Origin of the sequence: Qipengyuania thermophila, from assembly GCF_004153605.1 — a bacterium.
In the GTDB taxonomy this organism is placed as follows: Bacteria; Pseudomonadota; Alphaproteobacteria; order Sphingomonadales; family Sphingomonadaceae; genus Qipengyuania_B; species Qipengyuania_B thermophila.
This window is the reverse complement of the sequence record NZ_SDSI01000001.1, coordinates 463,250-489,910: the sequence shown is the minus strand read 5'-3', so window position 1 is coordinate 489,910 and position 26,661 is coordinate 463,250. Positions and strand designations below refer to the sequence as shown.

Annotated in this window: 23 protein-coding genes; 8 read left to right on the top strand and 15 right to left on the bottom strand. The window is 70.2% G+C overall.

Going from position 1 to position 26,661, the window contains the following annotated elements:
• Window positions 1-43 precede the first annotated feature (43 nt).
• A complete protein-coding gene (locus ETO60_RS02340; RefSeq protein WP_130002335.1) occupies window positions 44-790 on the top strand; it encodes a TSUP family transporter in 747 nt (248 codons plus the stop codon).
• Window positions 791-794: 4 nt separating this feature from the next.
• Here the strand turns inward: ETO60_RS02340 and ETO60_RS11175 are convergent, their stop codons facing one another.
• From ETO60_RS11175 to ETO60_RS02330, 3 genes are read right to left on the bottom strand one after another with little or no spacing between them, the layout of a single operon-like run.
• Complete coding sequence (locus tag ETO60_RS11175) at window positions 795-932, bottom strand: hypothetical protein (RefSeq protein ID WP_165362089.1); 138 nt, start codon at window positions 930-932, stop codon at window positions 795-797.
• 52 nt (window positions 933-984) lie between these two features.
• Window positions 985-1,953, bottom strand: a complete 969-nt coding sequence (locus ETO60_RS02335; protein ID WP_130003016.1) for an agmatine deiminase family protein — start codon at window positions 1,951-1,953, stop codon at window positions 985-987.
• Window positions 1,954-1,975: 22 nt separating this feature from the next.
• A complete protein-coding gene (locus ETO60_RS02330; protein ID WP_234026272.1) occupies window positions 1,976-3,670 on the bottom strand; it encodes a M28 family metallopeptidase in 1,695 nt (564 codons plus the stop codon).
• 120 nt (window positions 3,671-3,790) lie between these two features.
• Here ETO60_RS02330 and glnE point away from each other — a divergent pair, with 120 nt between their 5' ends.
• The 6 genes from glnE (at window position 3,791) to ETO60_RS02300 (ending at window position 13,530) form a co-directional block, all read left to right on the top strand.
• Window positions 3,791-6,457 (top strand): bifunctional [glutamate--ammonia ligase]-adenylyl-L-tyrosine phosphorylase/[glutamate--ammonia-ligase] adenylyltransferase, encoded by a 2,667-nt coding sequence (gene glnE, locus ETO60_RS02325; RefSeq protein ID WP_130002331.1) that lies wholly within the window; start codon window positions 3,791-3,793, stop codon window positions 6,455-6,457.
• Window positions 6,454-6,972 (top strand): peroxiredoxin, encoded by a 519-nt coding sequence (locus ETO60_RS02320; protein WP_130002329.1) that lies wholly within the window; start codon window positions 6,454-6,456, stop codon window positions 6,970-6,972. Before glnE ends, ETO60_RS02320 begins: the two co-directional genes overlap by 4 nt.
• Window positions 6,973-7,252: 280 nt before the next feature.
• The gene (locus ETO60_RS02315; protein ID WP_130002327.1) at window positions 7,253-7,969 is read left to right on the top strand and encodes a M23 family metallopeptidase; all 717 of its coding nucleotides are present in this window, start codon (window positions 7,253-7,255) and stop codon (window positions 7,967-7,969) included.
• 135 nt (window positions 7,970-8,104) lie between these two features.
• Window positions 8,105-9,658 (top strand): acyl-CoA synthetase, encoded by a 1,554-nt coding sequence (locus ETO60_RS02310; protein ID WP_130002325.1) that lies wholly within the window; start codon window positions 8,105-8,107, stop codon window positions 9,656-9,658.
• An 84-nt stretch (window positions 9,659-9,742) separates the two neighbouring features.
• Entirely contained in the window at window positions 9,743-10,111 is a 369-nt protein-coding gene (locus ETO60_RS02305) for a PilZ domain-containing protein (protein ID WP_130002324.1), read from the top strand.
• A gap of 191 nt (window positions 10,112-10,302) precedes the next feature.
• Window positions 10,303-13,530 carry a helicase-related protein gene (locus tag ETO60_RS02300; protein ID WP_234026271.1) on the top strand — a complete coding sequence of 1,076 codons (3,228 nt, stop codon included), beginning with the start codon at window positions 10,303-10,305 and terminating at the stop codon, window positions 13,528-13,530.
• A gap of 18 nt (window positions 13,531-13,548) precedes the next feature.
• On the opposite strand, the gene ETO60_RS02295 is transcribed toward ETO60_RS02300, so the two are convergent.
• The 5 genes from ETO60_RS02295 to ETO60_RS02275 all read right to left on the bottom strand — a co-directional run bounded on the left by ETO60_RS02295 (window position 13,549) and on the right by ETO60_RS02275 (window position 18,141).
• Window positions 13,549-14,427, bottom strand: coding sequence for an ABC transporter substrate-binding protein (locus tag ETO60_RS02295; protein WP_165362088.1), 879 nt, complete (start codon window positions 14,425-14,427; stop codon window positions 13,549-13,551).
• A gap of 70 nt (window positions 14,428-14,497) precedes the next feature.
• On the bottom strand, window positions 14,498-15,073 hold the full coding sequence (locus ETO60_RS02290) for a class I SAM-dependent DNA methyltransferase (protein WP_165362087.1): 576 nt from the start codon (window positions 15,071-15,073) through the stop codon (window positions 14,498-14,500).
• Window positions 15,070-15,807 carry a PIG-L deacetylase family protein gene (locus tag ETO60_RS02285; protein WP_165362086.1) on the bottom strand — a complete coding sequence of 246 codons (738 nt, stop codon included), beginning with the start codon at window positions 15,805-15,807 and terminating at the stop codon, window positions 15,070-15,072. The genes ETO60_RS02290 and ETO60_RS02285 overlap by 4 nt, the downstream gene beginning before the upstream one ends.
• A complete protein-coding gene (locus ETO60_RS02280; protein ID WP_130002317.1) occupies window positions 15,804-16,877 on the bottom strand; it encodes an acyl-CoA dehydrogenase family protein in 1,074 nt (357 codons plus the stop codon). The genes ETO60_RS02285 and ETO60_RS02280 overlap by 4 nt, the downstream gene beginning before the upstream one ends.
• Window positions 16,870-18,141, bottom strand: a complete 1,272-nt coding sequence (locus ETO60_RS02275; protein WP_130002315.1) for a glycosyltransferase — start codon at window positions 18,139-18,141, stop codon at window positions 16,870-16,872. The genes ETO60_RS02280 and ETO60_RS02275 overlap by 8 nt, the downstream gene beginning before the upstream one ends.
• 165 nt (window positions 18,142-18,306) lie before the next feature.
• Between ETO60_RS02275 and ETO60_RS02270 the strand changes: the two genes are divergently transcribed.
• Window positions 18,307-19,599 (top strand): sugar MFS transporter, encoded by a 1,293-nt coding sequence (locus ETO60_RS02270; RefSeq protein WP_130003014.1) that lies wholly within the window; start codon window positions 18,307-18,309, stop codon window positions 19,597-19,599.
• A gap of 8 nt (window positions 19,600-19,607) precedes the next feature.
• Here the strand turns inward: ETO60_RS02270 and ETO60_RS02265 are convergent, their stop codons facing one another.
• The 7 genes from ETO60_RS02265 to ETO60_RS02235 form a co-directional block, all read right to left on the bottom strand.
• Complete coding sequence (locus ETO60_RS02265; protein WP_199798815.1) at window positions 19,608-20,024, bottom strand: Na+/H+ antiporter subunit G; 417 nt, start codon at window positions 20,022-20,024, stop codon at window positions 19,608-19,610.
• The gene (locus tag ETO60_RS02260) at window positions 20,021-20,290 is read right to left on the bottom strand and encodes a K+/H+ antiporter subunit F (RefSeq protein WP_130002314.1); all 270 of its coding nucleotides are present in this window, start codon (window positions 20,288-20,290) and stop codon (window positions 20,021-20,023) included. The genes ETO60_RS02265 and ETO60_RS02260 overlap by 4 nt, the downstream gene beginning before the upstream one ends.
• Window positions 20,287-20,775, bottom strand: coding sequence for a Na+/H+ antiporter subunit E (locus ETO60_RS02255; protein ID WP_199798814.1), 489 nt, complete (start codon window positions 20,773-20,775; stop codon window positions 20,287-20,289). Before ETO60_RS02255 ends, ETO60_RS02260 begins: the two co-directional genes overlap by 4 nt.
• Window positions 20,775-22,301, bottom strand: coding sequence for a monovalent cation/H+ antiporter subunit D (locus tag ETO60_RS02250; protein ID WP_130002311.1), 1,527 nt, complete (start codon window positions 22,299-22,301; stop codon window positions 20,775-20,777). Before ETO60_RS02250 ends, ETO60_RS02255 begins: the two co-directional genes overlap by 1 nt.
• Window positions 22,292-22,681, bottom strand: a complete 390-nt coding sequence (locus tag ETO60_RS02245; protein ID WP_130002309.1) for a Na+/H+ antiporter subunit C — start codon at window positions 22,679-22,681, stop codon at window positions 22,292-22,294. The genes ETO60_RS02250 and ETO60_RS02245 overlap by 10 nt, the downstream gene beginning before the upstream one ends.
• Complete coding sequence (locus ETO60_RS02240) at window positions 22,678-25,527, bottom strand: monovalent cation/H+ antiporter subunit A (RefSeq protein ID WP_130002308.1); 2,850 nt, start codon at window positions 25,525-25,527, stop codon at window positions 22,678-22,680. Before ETO60_RS02240 ends, ETO60_RS02245 begins: the two co-directional genes overlap by 4 nt.
• 188 nt (window positions 25,528-25,715) lie before the next feature.
• A complete protein-coding gene (locus ETO60_RS02235; protein WP_130002307.1) occupies window positions 25,716-26,603 on the bottom strand; it encodes a UTP--glucose-1-phosphate uridylyltransferase in 888 nt (295 codons plus the stop codon).
• Between the last annotated feature and the right edge of the window lie 58 nt (window positions 26,604-26,661).

The following is a 26,661-nucleotide window of genomic DNA, read 5'->3' as shown; positions in this document are numbered from 1 at the left end:
CGAGCCGGCACAAACGGCCGCAGGCTGAGGGCTCCGAACGGGCATGGACCTGCTCGCGGGTTACACCCCGCTGCAGATCGGCGTTGCGGCGCTCGCCACGCTTGGTGCGGCGTTCGTGCGCGGCCTTGCGGGGTTCGGAATGGCGATCCTGCTGGTGCCGGTGCTGGCGCTCGCCCTACCGCCGGTCGAAGCGGTGCTCGTCACCAACTTTCTGGCGGTGTTCATCGGCCTGGTCGAATTGCGGCGGCTGCTGGGGCAGGCGGAGCGCAGCGCGCTGGTCATCTGCGGCTGGATCGTGCTGGCCACGGCGCCGGGGCTGCTCCTGCTCGCGACCACGCCGCCCGATCTGGCGCGCCTGCTGATCGCGGCGGTCGCGCTGGCGGCCTTTGGCGCGGTGCTGATGCCCGCGCGCGCTGCGGTCCGGCCGGGCGCTGCGGAAACCGCGGGCACGGGCATCGCCGCGGGACTGCTGACGGGGTTTGCCGGCATGCCCGGTGTGCCGGTGGTGCCGTTCTATGTGCGCAGAGCCGTGCCCCGCCACATCGCCAAGGCGTCCATGCTGCTCATCTTCTCGGTCGCGGCCGCGGCCGGGCTGGCGTCGGGCGCTGCGCTGGGTGTGCTGCAATGGCGGCTGTTGTGGCTTGCCGCGCTGCTGTTTCCGCTGGTGGTCATGGGCAACTGGCTCGGCGCGCTGGCCTTCGGCCGGATCAGCGACCGGGTGTGGCGGAGCTTTGTCGTGACGGTGCTGGGCGCAGCGGCGGGAGCCGCCCTGCTCAAGCTGCTGGTGTAGGAGCCTAGCCGATCACCGGCAGGAGCGGTCCGGCGGCAATCAGCGCGCCGGCACAGAACAGCACCAGCGCCCCCCGCGCGATCTCCGCTGGCTCGACAGGGGCGCGCAGCCGCTGGTGGCGATGAGGCAGGACGCGGTGCATTGCTCCACAATGGAGGCAATCTCCTAACGAAGGGTAAACGGCGGCAACCGGATCACCCGGCCGGCATCTGCTGGCTGGCGCAGTGGAACCCGCCGCCTCCGGCAAGCACCGCGTCGGCGCGCAGGCCAATCGTCTCGCGGTCGGGGAACAGCGCGCCGATGGCCGCCACCGCCTGTTCGTCCTGCGGCACTCCGAAAGTCGGCACCACGACGAGGCGGGAGGTGATGGCGAAATTGGCGTAGCTCGCCGGTTCCACGAACTCGCCCCGGGTGACCCGGCCCGGCGACGGGATCGGATGCACGGTGAGGCCGAACGCCTGTCCCCGTGCCCGCGCATCGGCATAGACGGCCGCGTTGGGGTCGTCGTCGCCGTCCGGCTCGGCAAGGACGATCGCACCCGGCGCGACGAAGCGGGCAAGGTTGTCGACATGGCCGTCGGTGTGGTCGTTGACCAGGCCCCGCCCGAGCCAGCACACACGGGTGAAGCCCAGATCGCGGGCGAGCCGTTCCTCGATCTCGGCCCGCGAAAGCTGCGGGTTCCGGTTGGTGTTGAGCAGGCACTCCTCCGTGGTCACCGCCACTCCCGTGCCGTCGCCGTCCACGGCGCCGCCTTCGAGCACCCAGTCGCTTTCATCGAGCGGCAGCTCCGCATCGCGGGCCAGCACGGCGCCAACCGTTTCGTCGCCCGGCATCAGATACTTGCCACCCCACCCGTTGAACGCGAAACGCCGCGCAGCCAGCGTGCCGTCCGCAGCGCGCACGACCAAAGGGCCGGTGTCGCGCAGCCAGATGTCGCCGTACTCCCGCTCTTCCAGCGCCACGCGCTCGCTGACCAGCAGCCGCGCGCGCGCCGCGTTGGCGGCATCGCGCACCAGCAGCCGCACCTCCTGTCCGCTGTCGGCGACGGCGTTGGCGAAGGCGGCGATCTGTTCCTGCGCGTGCGGCAGGATGCCGGGCCATTCGGCGGCGGCGTGGGGAAAGCCGATCCACAGCCAGCGTTGCGGCGCCCATTCGGGCGGCATCAGGACGGACACGGCCGGCGGATCAGCAGCCCGCGCCCGCCTGGGCGCAGGAGCGGTCACGGATGGCGCGGAACTCGTCGCCCTCGACCCAGTTCGGCCAGCTCGTCGAATTGCCCAGCTTGCGCCCGAGGCGGTAGTAGAGCTGAAGGTCGGCCATGACACCCGACCAGTCCCAGGAGGGATCGAACTCGTCCTTGGGTCCGTGGTAGCGGTTCTGCGTGTAGTCGGCGGCGATGGCCGCACCGGCGGCGCGCCCGCCTTCGATCAGATCCTGACCGCCGTTGACGTAGAGGAACGGCACGCCGCGCCGGGCAAAGGCGAAATGGTCGGAGCGGTAATAGTAGCCATTCTGCGGGCTGGGTTCCGGCGTCGCCACGCGGCCGAGCGAACGCAGGGCGGCGGCGAGGAAGGCGTCGAGATCGCTCTTTCCGCCGCCGATCACCGTCACGTCTCGCGCCGGGCCCGCCATCTGGAGCGCGTCCATGTTGATCCCGCCAACCGTGCGGTTGAGCGGGAACACCGGATTTTCGGCGTAGTAATGGGCGCCCAGAAGGCCCGACTCCTCTGCGGTCACGGCCAGGAACACCTGCGTGCGCGCCGTCGGCCCGGCGGCGGCATGCGCTTCGGCCAGCGCCACCAGCGCGGCAGTGCCCGTGGCGTTGTCGATTGCGCCGTTGCAGATGTCGTCGCCCGTCTCGTCCGGCGTGCAGCGCCCCAGATGGTCCCAGTGGGCCGTGTGCATCACGTATTCGTCGGCGCGGCTCGTGCCGGGCAGGATGCCGATGACATTGCGCGAGGCAAAGCTGCGCACGTCGTTGGCGAACGCCGTCGACACCTTCAGGCCGAGCGGGACGGGGCGAAAACCCTGCTGCTTGGCCGCCGCGCTCAGCCGGGTCAGGTCCTGCCCCGCGGCGCGCAGGATGGTCTCGGCCACGTCCTTCTGCACCCAGCCGTTCATGACCGTCAGCGGCGGCGCATCCGGGCCGCGGCGGGCATAGGCCTGCGGTCCGGTCCAGGACGATTCGACCACGTTCCAGCCATAGGCCGCCGGAAAGGTGTCATGCACGATGATGGCGCCCGCCGCGCCCTGGCGTGCGGCTTCCTCGTACTTGTAGGTCCAGCGCCCGTAATAGGTCATCGCGCGCCCGTTGAAGAGCCCGCCGACCGTCTCCTGCGCGTAGTCCGGATCGTTGACGAGGATGACGGCCGTCTTGCCGCGCATGTCGACGCCGGCATAGTCGTTCCAGCCGCGTTCCGGCGCGACGATTCCATGGCCGACGAACACCAGCTCGCTGTCGGCGAGACGGGTGCGCGCCTCCTCGCGTGGCGTGACGCCCACCCATTGCGAGCCGAAGGCGAAGCGCAGATCGACGCCCGCACCCTGCACCACCAGCGGCTGGTGGTCGCGGCCGGTGATCTCGACGAGGGGGACATCCTGCACCCACGAGCCGTTGTTGCCGGGGCGAAGCCCGGCGCGGGCGAACCGCTCGGTGAGCAGGGCCACCGTCTTGTCCTCGCCCGGTGTGCCCGGCGCACGTCCCTCGAAGGAGTCCGATGACAGCTCGCGCGTCACGTCGATCATCGTCGCCTGGCTGATCCGCCCAGGCTCGCCGGCGGCGGGAATGTCGAGCGCCGACGCCGTGCGGGCGGTGTCCGGCAGCGTGGTGCAGGACGCCGCGAGCAGCGCGGCAAGGATGGAACCGGCTCTGAACAGCAAGAACGTTCTCCAGCGCAACGGAAATTCGGCCTCTTCTCGCACCCACCCGTGCCGCTGACAAGGGCGCCGGAGCCATTGCGTCCCCTTGCGCGCACCAATGCTGCCGGCCGATAAGGCTGCATGGCGGAATGGACGGAGGCGCTGGACCGCGCGCGCGCGCATGCGCCCTTCCTCGCGCGCCAGCAGCAGCGGTTCCCGGATCTCGCGGCGCTGCTCGGAGCCGGGCGGTTCGAGGATGCGCTCGCCGCGGCCTACGCCCAAGGGGACGCAGGCGGCGAGCTGGGCGCGGTGCTGCGCCGGCAGAGGGCGGCGGTGTCGCTGGTGCTGGCCATCGGCGATCTTGCCGGCGCGGTTGGCCTCGAACGGGTGACGCACACCCTCAGCGCCCTTGCCGACCGGGCGCTGGACCGGGCCTCGCGGACAGTGATCGCCCAGCGCACCGGCCACGCGGCGGAGCCGCTGCGCGGGTTTGTCGTGCTGGCACTCGGCAAGCATGGCGGGCGCGAGCTGAACTATTCGTCCGACATCGACCCGATCCTGCTGTACGAGCCGGACACCCTGCCCCGCCGCCCGCGCGATGAACCGGGCGAGGCGGCGCAGCGCTATGCGCGCGGACTCGTCCAGCTCCTTGCCGCCGTCACCGCCGACGGCTTCGTGTTCCGGGTCGACCTGCGGCTGCGTCCCGCAAGCGAGGTCAGTCCGCCGGCCGTGCCGATCGCGGCCGCGCTGAGCCATTATGAAGGCAGCGCCCTGCCATGGGAGCGTGCCGCCTTCATCAAGGCGCGCGCCGCCGCCGGCGATCTGGAGACGGGCGGCGCATTCCTCGATGCGATCCGTCCCTTCGTCTGGCGCCGGTCGCTCGATTTCGGCACGATTGATGATATTCGTCAGCTGGTGGCGCGGATCCGCACGGAGCAGCGCGGTCCTCCGGCGCCCGAGCCGGGTTTCAACCTGAAGCTCGGACGCGGCGGCATCCGCGAGATCGAATTTCTGGCGCAGGCGCTGCAGCTGATCCACGGGGGCCGCAACCCGGCGCTGCGCTCCGCCGCCACTCTGGACGCGCTGAACGCACTCGCCGAAGCAGGGCTGCTGCCGGCCGGGCAGGCTGCGGCGCTCGCGGACAGCTACCGCGTGCTCCGCACGGCCGAGCACCGGCTGCAGATGGTCGGCGACCAGCAGACGCACACCTTGCCCGCGGGCGATGCGCTGGAGGATGTGGCGCGCCTTGGCGGATGGCCGACGGGCAGCGCATGGCTGGACCATCTGCGCGCCGTCTGCGCTCCCGTGGCCAGCGCCTTCGACGCCCTGCTCCAGCAGCAGCAGGCACCCCGGCCTGCGGTCGGGCCCGCCGTCGACGCGGAGCGCGCGCACCTCGAACAGCGGATCGCCGCCTGGACGCCGGCCCGGTTCCGCGTGCTGCGCAGCGAGGCGGCGCGACGGGCGCTTGCCGACGTGGCGCCGCGCCTTATTGACGCGCTGCTGGAGACAGGCAGTCCTGATCAGGCAGCGGGACGGATGGAAGGGCTGCTCGAACGATTGCCCTCGGCGGTCAACATGTTCCGCCTGCTCGAGGCGAGGCCGGCGCTGATCGTCACGCTTTCAAGCATCCTTTCGCTGGCGCCGCCGCTCGCCGAACAGCTTGCCCGCCGGCCGACGCTGCTCGACGCGCTGATCGACCGCAGCGCTCTGGACCTGCCCGGCACGGCTGAAGAACTCGCTGCGCAGATGGGTCGCGCAGGAGCCGGACCCGGTCTGGAGGCACAGCTGAACGGCATCCGCATCGTGACCGGAGAAGTCCGCTTCGCCCTCGGCGTGCAATTGATCGAGAGCGCCCACGACCCTCTCCTGATCGGTGCCGCCCTAGCGCGCCTGGCCGACGCGGGGCTGCGGCGGGGCCAGGCGGTGACGCAGGATGCCTTCGCCGGTGCGCATGGACGGCTCGAGGGCGGCGAGCTGATCGTCCTTGGACTCGGGCGACTGGGCGGCGGCCTGCTGACCCACGCGTCCGACCTCGATCTGATCTACCTGTTCACCGGCGATCTCGACCGCCAGTCGGACGGGCCGCGCCCGCTGGGAACGACGCTGTACTTCAACCGCCTTGCGCAGCGGGTCAGCGCCTCGCTGGCAGTGCCGACGGCGCAAGGGAGCCTCTACGAGGTCGACACCCGCCTGCGCCCGCAGGGGAGCAAGGGACCGCTGGCCGTCAGCATGGACGCGTTCGCCCGCTATCAGCACGAGGAAGCCTGGACCTGGGAACACATGGCGCTGATGCGGGCGCGCGTGATCACGGGATCGCCCGCCGCCCGGTATGCGGTCGACACTGTCATCGCCGCAGTGCTGGAACAACCCCGCCGCGCAGACACGTTGCGCCGCGACGTGCTGAAGATGCGGGCCGACATGGCGGCGCACGGCCCGCCATCAGGCCCGCTCGACACGAAGCGCATGCGGGGCGGCCTCACGGACCTCGAATTCCTGCTCCACTACCTGCAGCTGCGCGAACGCCGGTTCCTTGATCCGGACCTCGCGGCGGTGCTGCGCCGGATGATCGAGGCGCATCTGTGCGACGAGGATCTTCTCGAGGCGCATGACACGCTGAACCGGGTGCTGATCGCCGCCCGCCTGCTGGCGCCCGACGGACAGGTGCCGGCCGCTGCCGCCGCGGCAGCGCTGGCGCGGACCTGCGGGATGACCGATGCCGCGGCGCTGCTTCGCGCGGTCGACACGGCCCGGCTTGTCGTGGCACGGGCCTGGCGTCAGCATTTCGAGACGGAGTTGCCGCTTTCATGACCACAGCCGATGACGTTCTCGTGCCCGGTACGGGTTTGCCCGACTTCGCGATGCCGGTTGCGGATGGCGGTGTCCTGACCCGCGCCGATCTCGCCGGGACGGGCGCGGTGCTGTTCTTCTACCCGCGCGACAACACGCCCGGCTGCACGCGCGAAGCACAGGACTTCTCCGCCCTTCTCGACCAGTTCGTGGCGCTTGGACTGCCGGTCATCGGCATCAGCAGGGACACACCCGATTCGCACACGCGGTTCAGCGCCCGTCACGGCCTGCGGGTGACGCTGGCTTCCGACACGGGGGAGGAGCCGTTGTCCGGGCGTCTCGGCATCTGGACCCGCAAACAGCTTTACGGGCGCACCTTCACCGGCATGGTCCGCACCACCCTGCTCATCGGACCGGACCTGCGGATCGCCCGGATCTGGCGCAATGTGCGGGTGAGCGGGCATGCCGAGGCGGTTCTCGAAGCGGCCCGGCAGCGTGTCTCGGCGGGCTGGGCTCCGGGCGCCCAGGCTCCTTAGCGGGTGTGCGTCGAGCGCGCGTTTACGTCCTGTTAGGATGCCGGCTGCTGCAGCACGGGTCGGCACCCGCCTGCCTTCATTTCAACGCGTTCATCTTGCAGCTTGTCGTAACGGTGCCGCCTCGGCCTTGCCATGCACCGGCCATCTCGGCTTAACCCATGCCTACACGCAGGGCTTGAAAATGTTCCCGCTGACTGGCGGTTTTTTTCGAAGTTCCTGCGGGTTGGGTCGATTGGGGTCGCGGCGCCGGGCAACGGTGCCGAAGAAAAGGACGGGACAGATGACGGCAGCCGGTGGTTGGACGGGGCTTGCGCACGCATGTCTGGCGGTGCTCGCGGGAATTGGACTGGTTGCGTCGGCGCCCGCCGCTGCCGAGAAGCCGCGGGCGAGCGGGACGCTGCTGGTCGCCAACACCGGGATGCTCGACGAAAACGCCTCGCCGACGGTGGTGGGTGACGGCGATGCCCAGTATCGCCAGCTTTACGCACAGTGGCGTGCGCTGGACCGCCAGGGATCCGGTCCGGCGCCGCTCGGCCGTCTGCCCGCCATCGCCGTCCCGTCGGGAATGCCGCTCGAAGGGGCGCGCTTCACCAGCCAGTTCGGTATGCGCTCGCATCCGGTTCTTGGCGGGCGTCGCCAGCACCACGGCATCGACCTCGCCGCGCCCACCGGCACGCCCGTTTACGCCACTGCCGACGGCACGGTCAGCATGGCGCAGTTCTACGGTGCCTACGGCAACTACATCCAGATCGAGCATGGCGGCGACATGCAAACCCGCTATGCCCACCTGTCGGGCAAGGTTGTCGCGCCGGGCGAACGCGTGACCAAGGGCCAGCTGATCGGCTTCGTCGGCTCGACCGGCCGCTCGACCGGCCCGCACCTCCATTACGAAGTCCGCATCGCCGGACAGCCGGTCGATCCGCTCCCCTACATGGCGCAGACTGACACTCAGCGGCAGTTCGCGCTGGGCAACGGGCAGACGCCCCTCGCGCGCTGAACACGGCCGTCCCTTCTTCTGCCCGCCGCGCCAAACGGGTTGAGCGGGCCTGTTCTCCCGGACTAGTCTCCGCTCACCAGCGCTGGTGGGGCCCCAAGCGCCCCGGACCCGCGGAGCCGAGGAGAACACACCGCGATGCATCCCATCACCCATGCGAAAAGCCGACCCGATCATCCGGCCGTGATCATGGCCGGCTCCGGCGAGCGGCTGAGCTACGCCGAGATGGACGCCCTGGCGAACCGCATGGCGCGGCTGCTGCGTCGGCTGGGTCTTGCGCCCGGAGACGCGTTCGGCCTGCTGATGGAGAACCGGCTGGAATACCTGCCTCTCGCATGGGCGTCACAGCGGATCGGGACGGTTCTGGTGCCCATCTCGACCCACCTGACCGCTTCGGAGGTCGCGTACATTCTCGAGGACAGCGGGTCGCGCGTGCTGGTCACCTCGGCCCGTTTCGGTGATCTGGCACGCGACGTGTGCGGCATGGGCGCCGGCGAGACGGTGCAGGCCATCGTGATGGACGCCGCCGAGGAAGACCCGCGGGCGGCCGGCCCCATGCTGGCCGAGCAGTCGGCGGAGCCGCTGCCCGATCCGGTGGCAGGATACGAGATGCTCTACTCCTCGGGCACGACCGGGCGGCCCAAGGGCATCAGGCCCGTCGCCCCGCCCGACCCGGACCCGCTCGTGGCGGGACCGTTGGTGATGCTGGTGGCGGGCGGATTCGGCTTTCCCGCCGATGGCAGCTGCGTCTACCTGTCGCCGGGTCCGCTCTACCATGCCGCGCCGCTGCGCTGGGCGATGACGGTGCACCGGCTGGGCGGTACGGTGGTGGTGATGGAGCGGTTCGATGCGGAAGGCGCACTCGCCGCGATCGAGCGCCACCGGGTCAACAGCAGCCAGTGGGTGCCGACCCATTTCGTCCGGTTGCTGAAACTGCCGGAGGAGGTGCGACACCGCTACGACCTGTCCTCCCATGCTCGGGCCGTCCATGCCGCCGCGCCGTGCCCGGTCGAGGTCAAGCGGGAGATGATCGCGTGGTGGGGGCCGATCCTGCTCGAATATTACGCGGGCAGCGAAGGCAACGGCATGACCCTCATCAACAGCGCCGACTGGCTGGAGCATCCCGGCTCGGTGGGACGGGCGATCTACGGCACGCTGCACATCTGCGACGAGCAGGGAGCAGAGCTGCCCGCCGGCGAGACGGGGCTTGTCTACTGGGATGCGCCGCAACCCTTCGCCTATCACAACGATGCCGCCAAGACGGCCGCGGTGACCCATCCGCAAGGCTGGACGACGCTGGGCGACATCGGCCGGGTCGACGCGGACGGGTTCCTGACCCTCACCGACCGGCAGAGCCACATGATCATCTCGGGCGGCGTCAACATCTACCCCCAGGAGATCGAGAACCACCTCGTCGGCCATCCGGCCGTCGTCGACGCGGCGGTGATCGGCGTGCCCGACCCGGAAATGGGCGAACAGGTCGTGGCCGTCGTCCAGCCCGCCGATCCCGGCGCCCGAGCCGAAGAGCTTGGCCGCGAACTCGAGAAATGGCTGGCGCCGCGCCTTGCGCGGTACAAGATGCCGCGGCGCTACGAAGTTCGCGCGCAACTGCCGCGCGAGGCGAACGGCAAGCTATACAAGCACCGGCTGAAGGCGGAGTTTGCCGCGAGGGCGGGCGGCGCCGGAGGATGACCTAGGAACCTGTTTACCCGCCGGGTAAACCTTTGGCGCAACACTGGCGCTATGCAGTGTGTGAAAATCGGCTATCCTGCGGAAATGGCTGACAACAGCCCGTCACATATCGGCAGGCGTGACCACCAGCGGCTGCGTCTCAAGCTGGCGGCGAGCCTCATCACCGTGTCGGCGACGGAACCTGTCCTGCTGCTCGACCTGTCTCAGACGGGTGCGCGGATCGCGACCCGAGCGCCCCTGTCCATCACGTCCGGCTTTCTGCGCTGGCTGCGGTGGGAGATGTTCGGCGACGTCGTGTGGGAGAAAGGTCCGATGATCGGCCTGCGCTTCGACGAGAAACTGCCTCTGGAGGTGCTGCTGAGCACCCGGCGGGAGGCGCCGGATGAGTCGCGGCGCCATGCCGACGATGCCCTCGAACATGCGCGCGCGTGGGCGGCGGGAGGTTCGCTGTAGGTTCGCGGAACTGGCTGCGGGCGTTGCCGTTTCGCCTGCACCTCCTGCCGACGCGACAGGTGTGACACCAGGCTGCCCGGGTCCTGCGCCGGCAGCCGGGCTGCATGCCAGGTGCCAGGCCGTTCGACACGAAAGCCGTTGTTCATGCCGCGACACCACATTCCAGCCCCACGCCTTTCAAAGGCGGAGCGGTGCTGAACAGCGGGGGGAACGCGGCGGCAGACGAGGTGCCGCCTCAGTCGCTTTCCGAAGCTGCTCCCCGAAAGGGCGGGGCGTCTGCTCCGCTCCTGCGGACGGCGGTCCGGATCGTCGAGGCCACGGCCGAGGGGTGCCTGCTCTACGTCGCCGAGGATGACGGACGCGCGGCGACACTGGCCGAGCTGGTGCGCGCGCTGATGCCGGATCATCCGGTGCTGTTCATCCCCGCCAGCGACGCGCTGCCCGGCGACGACGCGCCCGCATCGGCGGCGAATGCCGGTGCGCGGGTCGCGGCGCTGCGGCAACTTGCCGAGGCGACAAAGGATCGGCTTGCCTGCATCACCAGCGCCGAAGCGACCGCGCAGCTTTATGCGCCGCCGCAGGCGTTCGCCGCGACGCCGCCGGTCGTGCGGGTCGGCGACACGATCGAGCCCGTTGCCTTTGCCGCGCAATGCGCCGATCTCGGCTATGTCGCCGACGAGCGGGTCGACGAGCCGGGCGAATTCGCCGTGCGCGGCGCGGTCATCGACGTTTATCCGGCCGATGCACCCCTGCCGTTCCGCATCGAGCTCGAACAGGGAGAGACGCCGGCGGGCGCGCAGCCGATCGTGGCGATCCGCTCCTACGACCCCGCGGATCAGCGTTCCGAGGACGAGCTTGCGTCGGTGACCATCGGTCAGGCGCGCGAGCCGGCCGGCGAGGCTGCGGTGTCGTTGCTCGCGCATTGCGGCGATGCGCGGGTCGTCGAGGAGCCGCGGGTCCGGGCGCGCCGGGACGCGTTCCGCGCGCTGGCCGACGACGCGGCGCGATTCGGCCGGCGGATCGCGCGGCTTGTGGACGAAAGCGCCTGGCAGGCGGAGGTCGAGGCGCGAGGGCGGCTCGACTGGAACCAAGATGACGCCGAGGCCGTGACCCGCTTCGTCGAGCGTGCCAATCCCCTCGCGGCGCTCGTCCGGGAGGTCGGCCCGCTGCTGACCGAAGGCGGCAGGCTTCTGGTGACTGGCAGCCGCCGCGACCTGCGCTTCCTGCGGCCGCGGCTCTCCCGGCGCCTGAAGCGTGATCCTGTTGAGGTTGGAAGCTGGCAGGAGGCTGCCGCCATCCCTCTCGGCGGTGTCGCCGTGCTTGAGGCGCCGGCCGATGCCGGGTTCCGTTCGCCCGGATTGATGGTGCTGGCCGCGGCCGATCTGCTGGGCAGCCGCGCCGCGGGAAGCGGCGGCGCGCCGCTGTCCGAGCACCTCGTGCTCGACGGGCAGGCACAGCTGCACGTCGGCGATGTGGTGGTGCACGAGGATCACGGCCTGTGCCGCCTGTGCGGGCTTGAGACCCTGCCGGCCCCGGACGGCACGCCGGCGGGCGACGCCTTCGTGCTAGAATTCGCGGACGATGCGCGCCGGCTGGTCCCGGCGAGCGAGGCGGCACGCATCTGGCGCTACGGCGGCGAGGCGGATGCGGTGCGGCTCGACAAGCTGGACGGGTCATCGTGGGAGAAACGGCGGGCCGAGCTTTCTGTAGCGCTGGCGGAGACAGCACGGGCGCTGGTGGCGCTGGCGGCCGAGCGCAGCGCAAGCGCGATGGAGCCGATCGAACCCGACCCCGCCGCCTATGAACGGTTCTCCAGCGGCTTCCCTTTCACGGAAACCCCGGACCAGGCCCGCGCAATCGCCGCCGTGCGCGACGATCTTGCCGCCGGCCGCCGCATGGACCGGCTGGTGATCGGCGACGTCGGCTACGGCAAGACGGAGGTGGCGCTGCGGGCGGCCGCGCTCGTCGCGCTGGCCGGTGGGCAGGTTGCCGTCGCGGCACCGACGACCGTGCTCGTGCGGCAGCACCTGGCCCTGTTCCAGCAGCGCTTTGCCCGCTCGGGGATCAAGGTTGCCGGCCTGTCGCGCCTCTCCACGCCGGCCGAGCGCCGCGAGGTTGCGGCCGGTCTGAACGACGGCAGCATCGCGGTCGTCGTCGGCACCGGGGCGGTGGCCGGGCGCGCGCTGCGCTACGCCAATCTCAAGCTGGTCGTCATCGACGAGGAACAGCGCTTCGGCGCCGCCGACAAGAACAAGCTGCGCTCCCTGCATGACGGGCATGTCCTCACCCTGTCCGCCACGCCGATTCCGCGCACTCTCCAGGCGGCGCTCGTCGGGCTGCAGCAGCTGTCGGTGATTGCCACACCGCCGGCGCGGCGCCAGCCGATCCGCACCACCTTGTCGCAGTGGGATGACGCGCTCGTCCGGGCGGCGCTGGTGCGGGAGCGTGCCCGGCGCGGCCAGAGCTTCGTCGTCGTCCCCCGGATCGAGGACATGGACGACGTCGCCGCCCGTCTCGCCCGCACCTTTCCCGAGGGCGAGGTGCTGCGCGCGCACGGCAAGATGAACGCGGGCGATCTCGACACGATCATGACGGATTTCGCCGCCGGTCGGGGCGATGTGCTGCTTGCCACCAACATCATCGAAGCCGGGCTGGACGTCCCGCGCGCCAACACGATGATCGTCTGCCGGGCCGACAGGTTCGGCCTGTCGCAGCTTCACCAGCTGCGCGGGCGGGTGGGCCGGGGCAACCGCCGCGGTCAGATCCTGCTGCTGACCGAGGCCGATGCGCGGATCGCCGCAGCCACGACCAAGCGGCTGCGCACCCTGCAGGCCTTCGACCGGCTCGGCGCCGGGTTCGCCATCAGCGCGCGCGATCTCGACCTGCGGGGAGCCGGCGACCTCGTCGGAGACACGCAGAGCGGTCACATGCGGCTCATCGGGGTCGACCTGTACCAGCACCTGCTCGGACTTGCCCTGCGCAGCGCGCGCGGCGAGGAGGTCGAGGACTGGCAGCCGGAACTGAACCTCGGTGGCGCCGGACGGCTGCCCGAAAGCTGGCTGCCCGAGGAGGACCTGCGGCTGCAGACTTATGGCCGGCTCGCCCGCCTCGACAGCCAGAGCGACGTTGACGCCTTCGAGGCGGAACTTGCCGACCGTTTCGGCGATCCACCGCAGGATGCGCTGATGCTGCTGAGCGAGGTGCGCAGCCGCATTCTGGCGCGCCGCGTCGGCGTGGCGCGCGTCGACGCGGGGCCGGGTGCCATAGCCTTCACGCCGCGCGCGGGCACCTCGACACGCGGCTGGCCCGCGGCCGGGCTGGAGGTGTCAGGCGAACGGTGGCTGCTGCGCGAGGAGCACGAGGATCCCGGCGCCCGGGCGCAGCGGGTGGCCGAGGTGCTGGAACAGCTGCATTCGTGAGCCGGTCCGAGCGCCGCCTCAACCGGTCGGGAACATGGCGGCGAACCGTTCTTCCTCCACCACATCGCCTCCATGCGCGTGCAGATAGGCCCACATCGGCTGCCAGCGGTCACGGCGGGGCACGACAGGAGCGATGAAGCAGGGAAGCGTGGCCGCGACGATGGCGTCGCCTTCGGCGCTCGGCGCATCGCCGCTGCACGCATACCACAGCGCCCTCGCCCGCTCCGGCGCCGCGCACAGCGCGGGGATGGCGGTGTCGAGAGCGGCGACAAGAGCAGCGATCGCCGCCGCCTGCTGCGTGTCAGCGTCGCGACGACCGATCAGCTCGAGTGCGGAAAACTGCGGGATGCCGGCCTCGGCGGTGGTGACAAGCTGCGTGTCGAGCCCGCGAACCCGCGCCGCCACGCCCTCGACGTTGCCGAACGCCAGCCACGCGCCGTCAAACCCAGCGGCGAGATTGTCGACGTGGTTGAAGCCGGCAGGCTGGATCGCGACCTCCGGCAATGATTTCGTCTGCCGGGTGCTGCGCAGCCAGCCGGCAAGGATGTCGCGGCACAGCTGGTCCGTCGTGGGCGTCGACACGGGTGATGCAATCCGCACCGGCTGGCCTTGCGCAAGCCGCTCCAGCGCCGCCCGGTGCATCAAGACGCCGCCCTGTGTGACGAAGAAGCAGCCATGGGAGACGAGCGCGATCTCGCGCCGCTCGACAAGATGGAGCGGTTCGTTGACGACCGCATCGACCTCGCCGCGCGCCAGTGCGTCGAAGCCGTCGTAGTGATCGTCGGGAACGACGAGGTCGAGGTCGATCCCCTGATCGCGCAGCAGGTCGCGCGCGGCGAGCAGCGGAAGGTGATCGGGGTTGAGAAACCATTCGAGAGCAATGCGCAGCGTCGTCATGCCTTCTGCTTCCGGATGCCCGGTCCGCGCGTCAAGGAAAACAGCCGCTGCGGCGGACGACACGGCGCTGTCATGCGAGCAGCCGGTCGATCCGGTACCGCTCGTGGCGCGTGCCATGACGCGCGCCGGGGCGCGTGCGGGTGAAGGCGGCGAGGAAAAGCTCCGCGGCCTCGTCGCCGTCGAGCGCGCATTCGTTGGGTCCGGTCCAGTTCACCAGCAGGCAGCAGCCGCCCGGCTGGAGATCGCGCGCGGTCAGCCGCGCTGCGGTCTCCACCTCGCCGGCGTCGAGGAAATAGAGGATCTCCGACAGGACGACGAGGTCGTAGCTGCCCGCCGGCCAGTCGCCGGGCACCTCGCCGGTGAGGACTCGCGCCGCTCCGCCGAGGCGGACCCGCGCCCGCGCGGTGGCTTCCGGCGAGACGTCGATGGCCGTCAGGGATCCACAGCGCTCCAGCAGCCGGGCGCTCAGCACGCCAATCCCGCAGCCGATCTCCAGCCCGTGGGCGAAGCGGCGATCCGGCAGCGCGTTCAGCGTCTCGGCGTATTTCTCCTGCTCGTAGGCGCTGGATGTCACCTGCCACGGATCGGCGCCGCCGGCATACAGCGCATCGAACACCGCGCGGCGGGAGGGCGCGCTGTTGCTCACGCCCGTGCAGCCGGGCCGATGAAGACTTCCGGTGCGCTGAGGAAATGCGCCAGAAGCGCAGATGGCATGCGGAAGCCGTCAGGGTCATCGCGGATGAGCGCCGTGAACTGCGACCGGTAGGCGTGTGCTGCACGCTGTTTGCGGGGCAGGCCGTCCGGGTGAAGGAAGCGGCAAAGCCGGTGGCGCGGGGGAACCGGCCTTGCCCCGAACCGTCCCCAGACCGCGTACTCCCAGACGGGAACACCGAGCCGCGAACCCACAAGCGCCGCCGCCGAAGCGGTCGCCTCGTGGTCGCAGTGCGGATCGCCTGACCATGTCGTCCAGATGACCGCCGGACGAAAAGACCCGATCCGTTCGGTGATCCGGTTCGCTATCAGCACGGCGGAGTCGACCGTCAGGGTGCTGTCGGCGAACTCGAGCGTGTCGTGCTGTGCGCCGCCTCCGCCCAGTTCTGCCAGCGCCTGGCGGAACTCTGCGCGACGCAGTGCGCGAACAGCTTGCGGAGGGTGGGTGCGCGAGCCGGGGTGGGATGCGGCACCGTCCGTCACCAGCAGGACGAGAACGGGGCGGCCCGCGCCCAGCGCCGCGTCCATCGCCAGTCCCGCGCCGAGAACCTCGTCATCGGGATGGGGCGAGAGCAGCAGCACCGGTCCCGGAGCGAGTGCGTCGACGTCCGCCGCCGGCGCCGCGGCCACCGCGTCGAGAAGGGCGCCTTCGGGGCGGTCGGGGATCACAGCGCCTCCGCCGACCAGCCCCGCTCGGCCAGCCGGTCGGCCGCGCGCCGCCATTTGCCGTCGAGATCGGCCTGCCGGAGGAACAGACCAAGGTCGCGGCGCATGCGGTCGAAGACGCAGCCGCGCGCGTGACCTGCCGTTCCGACAGTGCGGTCGACCTGGCGCATGACCTCCACGCAGGCGCGCTCGGTCACCTCGCGGCACAGCAGCGCCAGAGCCGCCGCGCCCGTGTCGCCGCGCGGCGCGGCTTCAACCCGGCGCGCCGCCGCCTCGATCCACAGCCGCGCCGTCTCGCACGCGAGCGCCGTCTCGACGAGGCGGTCGGCGTCCGCCGTCGGTGCCGCGCCCTTTTGCTGCACATGCAAGGCCGCCGCATCGCGCAGCGCCTCCGCTGCGCCCAGATGCGCGGCGCAATACCGCCACACCCCGCCTTCGAACGCCGGCTCCACGAGGTAGTCGCCGGGCTGCCCGAACGGGCGGCCGGGAACGCCGGAGAAATCGTATGTGCCGGATCGGCTGGCTTCCATGCCGGCGACATTCCAGCTCGCGAGGCTGGCGCGGTGTTCGTCGTCGGCCCGCGCCAGAACCATCAGCGGCGCATCCCCCTCGCTGACGATGACGACGACCAGCGACACGAGCCCGAGTCCGGAGGCAAAGCGCTTGCGGCCGTGCAGCAGCCTCCCGTCGAAGGTCACGGCGGGGTTGTCGTCGGCGCCCCACACGCCCGTCCACTGGCCCGCGCGCACAGCGTCCCAGACGAGGGACGCCTCCGCGGCCGCGCCGTAGCGTCCGATCAGCTTGATCGCGTTGACGTGCCCTTCGAAAAGACGCGCCAGCGACAGGTCGATGCCGCCAAGCTGCCGCAACACCGCCATCAGCTGCGCGACCGCCTGCGGCCCATCGGACCAGCCTTGACCTCCGGCCGCCTCCGGCAGTGGCGCTGTGGCCAGCCCGCCTTCGGCAAGGATCGTCAGATCCCGTCGCACCGACGCCAGCGACGCGTCGCGCTCGCCCGCGCGGCGCCGCAGCGCCTCGTGCCATTCGGGCCGGACGGAGTCCGCTTCAGCCACACGCCGCCGCCGCGGGCGTGGCGCCGTCGCCCGCCTGGCCGAGCAGTGCGACCGGGTCGATCCCCATGCCGAGCGCGTCCCACCACGAGCGGGCAAGGCGCGCCTCGCGCCAGCCCTCCGTCATGTGCAGGCGTCGGGCAGCAAGGCACGTCGCGCCCGAAGACCGCGCCGCTGCCAGCGGCGACGGCCCCGCAGCCAGAGCGCGCCAGCTCGCCTCCGACAGGCCGAGCAGCGGGGTCAACCGCGCCTGCAAGCGGGCATCGCCGTGAAGCAGCGCGCGTGTCACCAGCGCCCGGCGCAGCAGGGTGGCGGCGGGCATGAGCTCGGCGTCGAGCGGCGGGTCCGCCTCGACCGACCGTGTCGCCAGGCAGTCCGCCATTCCGCCCGGAGCGCGGCAGGCCGTCCGGCAACTGGTGGTGACGATCAGCTCTGCGGCGTGCCGGATGGCCAGTCCCGCACGCTCCACCGCGGCATGGAGGGCACGGTCTTCGCCGACGGGCGTGACGGGAAGGCCGCCGACGGCGTGGTAATCCCGTGCCCGGATGACGAGGTTTGCACCGGACCCCTTGTTGGCGAAACCCCGCGCGGTGATGCCGGTGATCCGCCGCCACAGCCGGTCGAGCGCGCCTTCGAGTTCTGCCTCGGCCTCCCCGCTGGCGAGAACGGTGGGGGGAAGAGCGGCAAGCTCGCGCGGGTCGACGCGGATGGTGCCGCAAGCCAGCGCCGCATCGTTCAGAGCGGTGTTGGCCGCGATCAGCCATCCCGGATCGACCTGGCTGTCTGCGTCCGTGCTGAGGATCATCCCCGCCGGAGCGATCCGCGCCGCAAGATCCATGGCCAGTCGCCGGGCGAACCCCACATGCGCCTGCCCGTCGGCAAGGACGATGTCGAGAACGAGATGCGGAAGGCCGGAACGCTGCAGGTGCTTGCGGCTTTGCGGCCAGGTTCCGTCCTCGCTGTTGTTCACCACCACCACCACCAGCGGCGGCCGTGACGCGTCCTTCGCGGCGTGCGCGAGGGCGTCGAGCGCGGCGGGGATGTAATCCTCTTCCTGATGCGCCGGAATGGCAACCACCTGGAAACCGCCCGTTTCGCGCCAGTGCTGCAGCCCTTCGCAGGCGCTGGCACGCAGCACCGGAGCACCAGCGAAGGGGTGGGACCCGAGGACAGTCTCGACGAGGTCGCCGGCCTCGGCGTTCTCGCTTGCGCCTTCCGGACCGCCGCGCCGGCTCTTGTGTGCGGACGGTGTGTGAGCGCGGTTCATGCCTCGGTCAAATGTCAGCGACGCCCACTCGGTTCCGTCTCCGGGACCAAACCGTTGCTTTCGCTCGGGCGCGAGCGGCTTGACACCGGCGGGGCAAGCTTCAACAACACCGCTCCTTGGCGGCTGCGGTTCGCCGATGGCGAGCGGCGGGGGGAGCGAGGACTGATGGCCATGACCGGTGAAGTGGCGGCCGATCCGGCTGGCGAGGCGCTTGACTCGGATCTCGGCAGCACCGCGCAAGCGGCGAGCCTGCGCTACTTCGTCTTTGCCCTGTTCTTCATCTTCGGCGGCATCACGTCCTTGAACGACGTGCTCATCCCCAAGCTCAAGGAGCTGTTCACGCTGTCCTGGACGCAGGCCATGCTGATCCAGACCTGCTTTTTCGCGGCTTACGCGCTCATCGGCATTCCCGGTGCGCGGCTGGTGAAGCGGATCGGCTACATGCGCGGTGCCGTGACCGGCCTGCTGATCATGATGGCCGGCTGCCTGCTGTTCATTCCCGCCAGCCAGTTCGCAGTCTACGCGCTGTTCCTGCTTGCCCTGTTCGTGCTCGCCGCCGGCGTCGTGGTCGTGCAGGTGGTCGCTAACCCGCTGATCAGTCTCCTCGGACCGGCGCGCACGGCCCACAGCCGGCTGACCTTTGCACAGGCGTTCAATTCGCTCGGCACGACCGTCTTCCCCGTCATCGGCGCGACGTTGATCCTCGGCAGTCTGGCTTCGGTCAGTGCGGCGGATCTCGCCGGAGCTGAACTGGCCGCCTACCGGCGGGCCGAAAGCGAGGCGATCTGGCAAGGCTATCTGGGCCTCGCCGCCGCCATTGCCGTGGTCGCTCTTGCCGTGTGGCTGTTCCGCAACCGGCTCCGCGAGGAGGCGCACGCGCCCGCGGCGCGCTTCGGCGGCTTCGACCTGCTGCGCCGGCGGCGCTTCGGCTTCGGCGCGGCGTGCATCTTCCTGTATGTGGGCGCCGAGGTCGCCATCGGCTCGATCATCATCAACTATCTGAGCGAGGCGCGTGTCTTCGGCCAGCCGGAGAGCGTGATCGGCTGGATGATCGGCCTGTACTGGGGAGGTGCCATGGTGGGGCGGTTCATCGGCTCGGCGGTGCTCCGGGTCGTCAGCCCCGGCAAGGCGCTGAGCGCGACGGCGGGCGGCGCGATCGTGCTGCTGCTGATCTCCGCCAACTCCGCGGGAGCGGTGGCCGGGTACAGCCTGCTGGCGATCGGGCTGATGAATTCCATCATGTTTCCGACCATCTTCTCGCTGGCCTGCGAGAAACTCGGTCCGCGCCTTGCCGACGGCTCCGGGCTGATCAACGTGGCCATTGTCGGCGGCGCGGTGATCCCGCCGCTGACGGGGGCGGTCGCCGACCGGGCGGGCCTCGCCTTTGCCTTGGTGGTTCCGGCGGTCTGCTACGTCCTCATCGCGCTCTACGGCTATTTTGCCCGGCGCCCCGCCTGAACGCGGGTTCATTCGGCCGGCGGAAGCGGCTCCTGTTCGCGCGGCGGACGCGTAAAGGTCGACCAGCGTTCCGGCTCCGGGATCGTCGCGTCGGTGCTGTCCGCAGGATTGGGATCGACGCCGTGTCCCTGGCGGTGGAGGTGCGCCTTGGCGATCATGTTGGCGGTGATCGGCGCGGTGATGAACAGGAACATCGTGATGAGCAGCTCGTGCGCGGTGAAGCTGCGTTCGTAGATCGGAAAGAACAGCATCGAGGCGATGAGAATGCTGCCCACCCCGAGCGTCGTCGCCTTGGTCGGACCGTGCAGCCGGGTCATGAGCGAGGGCAGGCGCGTCAGTCCCCACGAGCCGATGAAGGCGAACGCTCCGCCAAGCACGATAAGCGCGCTGATGAGGAGTTCGGCAAGCGCCATCGCCCCGGTCATTCCACGATGTCCCCGCGCAGCAGGAACTTGGCATAGGCCACGGAGCTGACAAAGCCGACGAGGGCGAGGAGCACCCCTGCCTCGAAATAGAAGGCGGTGCGCTCGTAGATCCCGAACATCACGGTCAGCGCGATGGCGTTGATGACGAGCGTGTCGAGCGCCAGGATCCGGTCGGACGGGGTTGGCCCGGCAAACAGCCGCCACAGATTGAGCAGGATGGCCGCCGTGATGAGCGCGAAGCCGATGACCAGTGCCGTTGCGATCATGTGAAGATCCTCGCGATCCGGCGTTCGTAACGCTGCTTGATGCGCGCCACCTCGGCCGCGGGATCGGCAGCGTCGAGCGTGTGGACCAGAAGTGCGCGTCCGTCGGCGGCGATGTCCGACGACACCGTGCCCGGCGTCAGGCTGACGGTGCCGGCGAGCAGGGTGATGGCCTCGGGCTGCCGCACGTCGAGCGGAACCACGAGCCAGCGCGAGCGCAGGTCGCGGTTGCGGCGGAACAGGATGATCGCGGCCACCTGGAAGTTGGCGACGACGATGTCCCACAGGACAATCGCCAGATAATCGATCAGCGGCCAGCCAAGGCGCACCCGCGGCCGGCCGGGCCAGTACGGCGCGGTGAACAGGGGGACAACGATGCCGATGACGAAGCCGACGACGAGCGCCCCGATGCTGAACCCGTTCAGCAGCAGCAGCCACACCGCCACCAGCGTGACCGTCAGGAGAGGGTGCGGGAGCAGACGCTTCATCACCGGCGGACTCCTGAGTCCGGCAGCACGGCGGTGATGTACGCCGTGCGGCTGTGCAGCTGGTCCGCGGCAGCGCGGGTGTAGGCGGTGGCGGGGCCGGCAAACACCGTCAGCGCACCGAGCGCCGCGACCAGCATCAGTGCGGGCGCCGCCAGGCGGGGCGCGTGCACGGCCGCTCGGACACGCTCCCGGTGCGGAGGAGCATCGTCCCGCGTCCAGAACAGGACACTGCCGGCTCTGGCCAGTGCGAGGATGGCAAGGAAGGTGGTGACGAGGATTGTGCCCCAGATCCACCACGCAGCGGGGTTGTCGGCCACCGACGCCAGGATCAGCAGCTTGCCGACGAAGCCCGAGAGCGGCGGCAGTCCCGCCAGCGCGATGGCCGACAGCAGGAACAGGACTGCCAGCAAGCCGGCGCCGGGCATGGACGGCCCCGGCTCCAGCCGGTCCTGCCGCTCTCCCCGGCGGCGGAGGACCAGATCGGCCACCAGAAACAGCAAGGCGGCCGCGAGGGTGGAGTGTGGCAGGTAGAACAGCGCCGCCGCGGTTGTCTCGGGGGTGAACACGGAGGCCGCCACCATCAGCGTGCCGGTGGAGCCAATCACGCCGAAGGCGGCCCCGAGGCGCAGCTCCCGCGCGGCAAGCAGGCCGACAAACCCCACAAGTACGCTGAGCAGGGCGGCCGGCAGCAGCCATCCCGCAGGCGCCCAGGCCGCCGCGCCGGCCTCTTCGCCGAACACCAACGTGGTGACGCGGATGATGGAATAGACGCCCACCTTGGTGAGAATGGCGAACAGGGCCGCCACTGGCGCCGAGGTGCTGGCGTAGGCGCGGGGAAGCCACAGGTGGAGCGGCAGCAGCGCGGCCTTGAGCGCGAACACCGCGATGAGGATCTGTGCCCCCGCGCGGATCAGGGCCTGCTCCTCCGGCGGAGCGGTGCTGACCCGCAGCGCCATGTCGGCGAAGTTGAGCGTGCCGGTCGTGCCGTAGAGCACGCCGATGGCGACGAGGAAGATGGTGGAGCCGACGAGGTTCACCACCACGTATTGCACCCCGGCCTGCAGGCGCGCCGCCCCCTGCCCGTGCAGGAGCAGGCCGTAGGAGGCGATCAGCAGCACCTCGAAGAACACGAACAGGTTGAACAGGTCGCCGGTGAGGAAGGCGCCGTTCAGCCCCAGCATCTGGAACTGGAACAGCGGGTGGAAATGCCAGCCCTGCTGATCGTGACGGGTCAGCACGGCGTGTGCGAGGACCGCCAGCCCCAGCACGCTGGCGAGCAGCAGCATCAGCGCGGCCAGCCGGTCGAGGACCAGCACGATGCCGTAGGGCGCGGGCCAGCTGCCCAGCTCGTAGACCCGCACCTCGCCGTCCGCGCTCAGCACGATCAGCGCGACCGCGATGGCGAGCTGCGCCAGCATGGCGAGGATGGACAGGCGCTGACCCAGCCGGGTCAGCCGCGCGGGCCTGAGCAGCATCAGCGCTGCCAGCACGGCCGGGACGAGGACGGGCGCAACGATCAGGTGCATGGCGGCTCCGCCGGATCGTCCGGTGCGTCCCCGTCCGCCGGGGGCGGTTCGGCACCCGCACCGTTCACGTCGTCCGTGCCCGATTCGAGATAGGACCGCAGGGCAAGCACCACCACCAGAGCGGTCATACCGAACGCGATCACGATCGCCGTCAGCACGAGCGCCTGTGGCAGCGGATCGGTGAAGCCGGGCGCCGAAGGATCGTAGATCGGAGGCCGGTCCACAACCAGCCGGCCCATCGAGAAGAGGAAGGCGTTGATGGCATAGGACAGCATCGCCAGCCCGAGGACCACCGAGAAGGTCGAGCCTCTCAGGCACAGATACACGCCGGCAGCGGTCATCACTCCGATGGCGCTGGCAACGAGCAGTTCGACCGTCATCGCACCGCTCCCGCGCCGCGTGTCGGGTCGATGTCCATGGGTTCGGCGTCCACCTCGAGCCGCGCGGCCCGCTGCATCAGATTGGCCAGCTGACCAAGCGCCAGCAGCACCGCGCCCACCACCGCCAGCGACACGCCCACATCGAACAGCAGCGCCGAGGCCAGCTCGAACTGCCCGACGAGCGGCCAGGTGATGTATTCAAAGGTGCTGGTCAGGAAGGGCGCGCCGAAGGCGAGAGATCCCAGACCCGTCGCCGCCGCCACCAGCACGCCGCCGGCAATCAGCGTGTGCCGCTCGAGCCGCTTGCGCGCATCGGCCCAGGCATAGCCCGACGCCATGAACTGCACGAGAAGCGCGATGGAGAACACCAGACCGGCGATGAAGCCGCCGCCGGGCAGATTGTGCCCGCGCAGGAACAGGAACAGCCCGACGACCAGCGCGATCGGCAGCACGAGGCGGCTCGCCACCACCAGCATCATCGGGTGCCTCTCCGGCGATTCCGGCGTCTCCGGCACCCAGGCGAGAAGCCGCCGACCCGCCACCCCTCTGACCGCCGTTTTGAGCAAGGCGTAGATGGCCAGCGCGGCGATGCCGAGCACGATGATCTCGCCGAAGGTGTCGAAGCCGCGGAAATCCACCAGTGTCACGTTGACCACGTTGGTTCCGCCTCCGCCCGGCTTCGCCTGCGCCCAGTGGAAGGCCGAGATTGGGTCGCGCGGCGCCCGGGTCATGACTGCCAGCGCCAGCCAGCCGACGCCGGCGCCGACGATGCCTGCCAGCACGGCGTCGCGCGCCCGCCGCAGGCGCGAACTCGTCGGCTGCGGTGTCTTGGGCAGGAGATTGAGCGCGAGCAGCAGCAGCAGGATCGTCACCACCTCGACGGAAATCTGCGTCAGCGCGAGATCGGGCGCGGACAGATAGACGAAGCCGAGCGAGACGATGAGGCCGATGACGCTGATGTAGATGAGCGCCAGGAACCGCTGCCGCGCCGAGACGACCACCGCCACCGCGCCGGCGACCAGAGCGAGCCACGCGGCCACGGCGACCCCCGAGGCTGGGATGCCGGCGCGGGTCGCGCCGCCCAGTCCGCCGACGCTCAACCCCTCGACCGCAAGGAGGAAGGTGGCGGCAAACAGCACGAACAGCGACCGCTGAAGCGTGCCGGTGTGCAGCGTGTCGGTGACGACGCGACTCGCCCCGACCAAGGCCGCGACGACGGCGTCGAAGGCGCGCTTCGCATCCGGCACCGGCACGCGCTGCCACATCCGCACCGCCTCGCCATGGCGCCACAGCACGGCGGCTCCGCCGGCGACGGCCAGCACGCTCATGAACAGGGCGGGGGTGAACCCGTGCCACATCTTGAGCGCGAAATAGGGCGGCTCGGCCCCGATCACCGCCGCCGCGACCGGCTGCACCAGCGGGCCAGCGATCGTGGCGGGGAAGAATCCGATGAGCACGACGAGCGCGGCCAGAACCGCCGGCGGACCCCACAGCCCGGCGCCGGGATCATGCGGCGCGCGGGGATAGTCATGACGGCGCGGGCCGAAGAACACGTGGCTGACATAGCGGAAGGAGTAGGCGGCCGAGAGCAGCGCCGCGAGCGTCGCCACCAGCGGGATCAGCCATGTCAGTTCGGCCCAGACGGTCCGGCCCGCCTCCTCCAGCATCATCTCCTTGGAAATGAAGCCGTTGAATGGCGGAAGCCCGGCCATCGACAGGCCGGCGACCACCGCGATGGTGGTGGCGATCGGCATCAGATGCACCAGGCCGCCCAGCCGGCGCACGTCGCGGGTTCCGACCTCGTGATCGACAATCCCGGCGTTCATGAACAGCGCCGCCTTGAAGGTCGCGTGATTCAGGATGTGGAACACGGCGACCACCGCAGCCATGGGCGTCCCGAAGCCGAGCAGCATCGTCAGCAGGCCGAGGTGGCTGACGGTGGAATAGGCGAGCAGAGCCTTCAGATCGTCCTTGAACAGGGCGATCGCGGCGCCGACGAACATCGTCACCATGCCGGTGGTCGCCACGAGATAGAACCACAGCTCCGTCCCCGAGAGCACCGGCCACAGCCGCGCCAGCAGGAACACGCCCGCCTTCACCATGGTGGCGCTGTGAAGATAGGCGCTGACCGGAGTCGGCGCAGCCATGGCCCGCGGCAGCCAGAAGTGGAACGGGAACTGTGCCGACTTGGCGAAGCAGCCGACCAGGATCAGGACCAGCGCCGGCGTGTACAGGGGCGAGCCCTGGATGACGAGACCGGCCAGCAGGATGTCGGTCAGGTTGTAGGAGCCCGCCACACGGCCGAGGATCAGCAGCCCCGCGATCAGCGCCAGCCCCCCGCCGCCCGTCACCGCCAGCGCCATGCGCGCGCCCTGCCGCCCTTCTGCCTTGTGGCTCCAGAAGCCGATCAGCAGGAAGGACGACAGGCTCGTCAGCTCCCAGAAGATCAGCAGCAGCAGGACGTTGTCCGACAGGACGATGCCCAGCATCGCGCCCTGAAACAGCATCAGGAATGTGAGAAATCGCGGCATCGAATCCTCGGCCGCGAGGTAGAAGCGGGCGTAAGTGATGATCAGGATGCCGATGCCGAGGATCAGGCCGGCGAACATCAGTCCGAGCGGATCCATGAACAGCGACGCCTCAAGACCGAGAGCCGGAACCCAGGGCATGGCAAAGGCGCTCGTGGTGCCCGCGAGCACCTGCGGCGCCTGGAGCAGAATAAGCACAAGGGCGGCCGACGTTGCGGCACCGGCAAGGATCGCCTGCGTGTTACGCCCCGTCCGCGCGGCGAGCGCAACGGCCAGCGCGCCGAGAAACGGCAGCATGCAGGTGAGCAGCAGGATCATGCCCGGGCAGACCTTGCGTTCCGGCGTGCCGCGCGTCGCCGGCGTCCTCCGTGCTCCCACCGCATGGCCCTGCGCTTAGAAACCGAGGCCGGCCTTGGCAACCCTTGCCCAGGCCGGGCTGGCCTCGAGGCGCCGGCGCCCCGCGCGAGACAAACCTGCCAAGGCGTTCCGCGCGCCTGGTGCCGCCGTCAGTCCCTGAGCAGCCGTTCCGCCATGGCGCGCACCTCCGCACCCATGTCGGCGCGCTCGAGCGCGAGGGCAAGAGTGGCCTCGACAAAACCGGTCTTGCTGCCGCAATCGAAGCGCCTGCCGGCAAAGGTCACGGCGTGGAAGGGTTGCCGGCCGATCATCTGCGCCATGGCGTCGGTGAGCTGGATTTCGCCTCCCGCGCCCTTGCCCTGCGTCTCCAGGACACGCATGACGTCCGGCTGCAGGATGTAGCGGCCCGACACGATCTTGTTCGACGGGGCGTCGGCAACCGCCGGCTTTTCCACAAGGCCCGTCACCTCCGTCAACGCGCCCCGGCTCGCGCCCGGCGCGATAACCCCGTAGGAGCTGACCTCCTCGTGCGGAACCTCCAGCACCGAGACGAGGTTGCCCCCCACCTCGCGGTAGGCGTCGACCATCTGGGTCATGCACCCGGTCCCGCCGCCTTTGGCCGCGACCATCAGCTCGTCGGGCAGCAGGATGGCGAACGGCTCGTCGCCGACGATGGCCCGCGCGCACCAGATGGCGTGGCCAAGCCCCAGCGGCACCTGCTGGCGAACGGTAATGATGTCGCCGGGGGTCGCGCGGGTCGGATCGAGGACCGACAGATCCTTGCCCCGCTCGCGCATGGTGTCCTCAAGCTCGTAGGCGATGTCGAAATGCTCGACGATGGCGGTCTTGCCCCGGCCGGTGACGAAGATCATCTGCTCGATCCCCACCTCGCGCGCCTCGTCCACCGCGTACTGGATCAGCGGGCGGTCGACCACCGGCAAAAGCTCCTTGGGGATCGCCTTGGTGGCCGGCAGAAAACGGGTGCCGAGCCCGGCAACCGGGAACACGGCCTTGCGGATGGGTTTGTGGCTGCTCATGGTGCCGGGCCTTGGCGGCGGGTCGGGCGGGCGTCAACCGCCGGCAGCCATCTTGTTC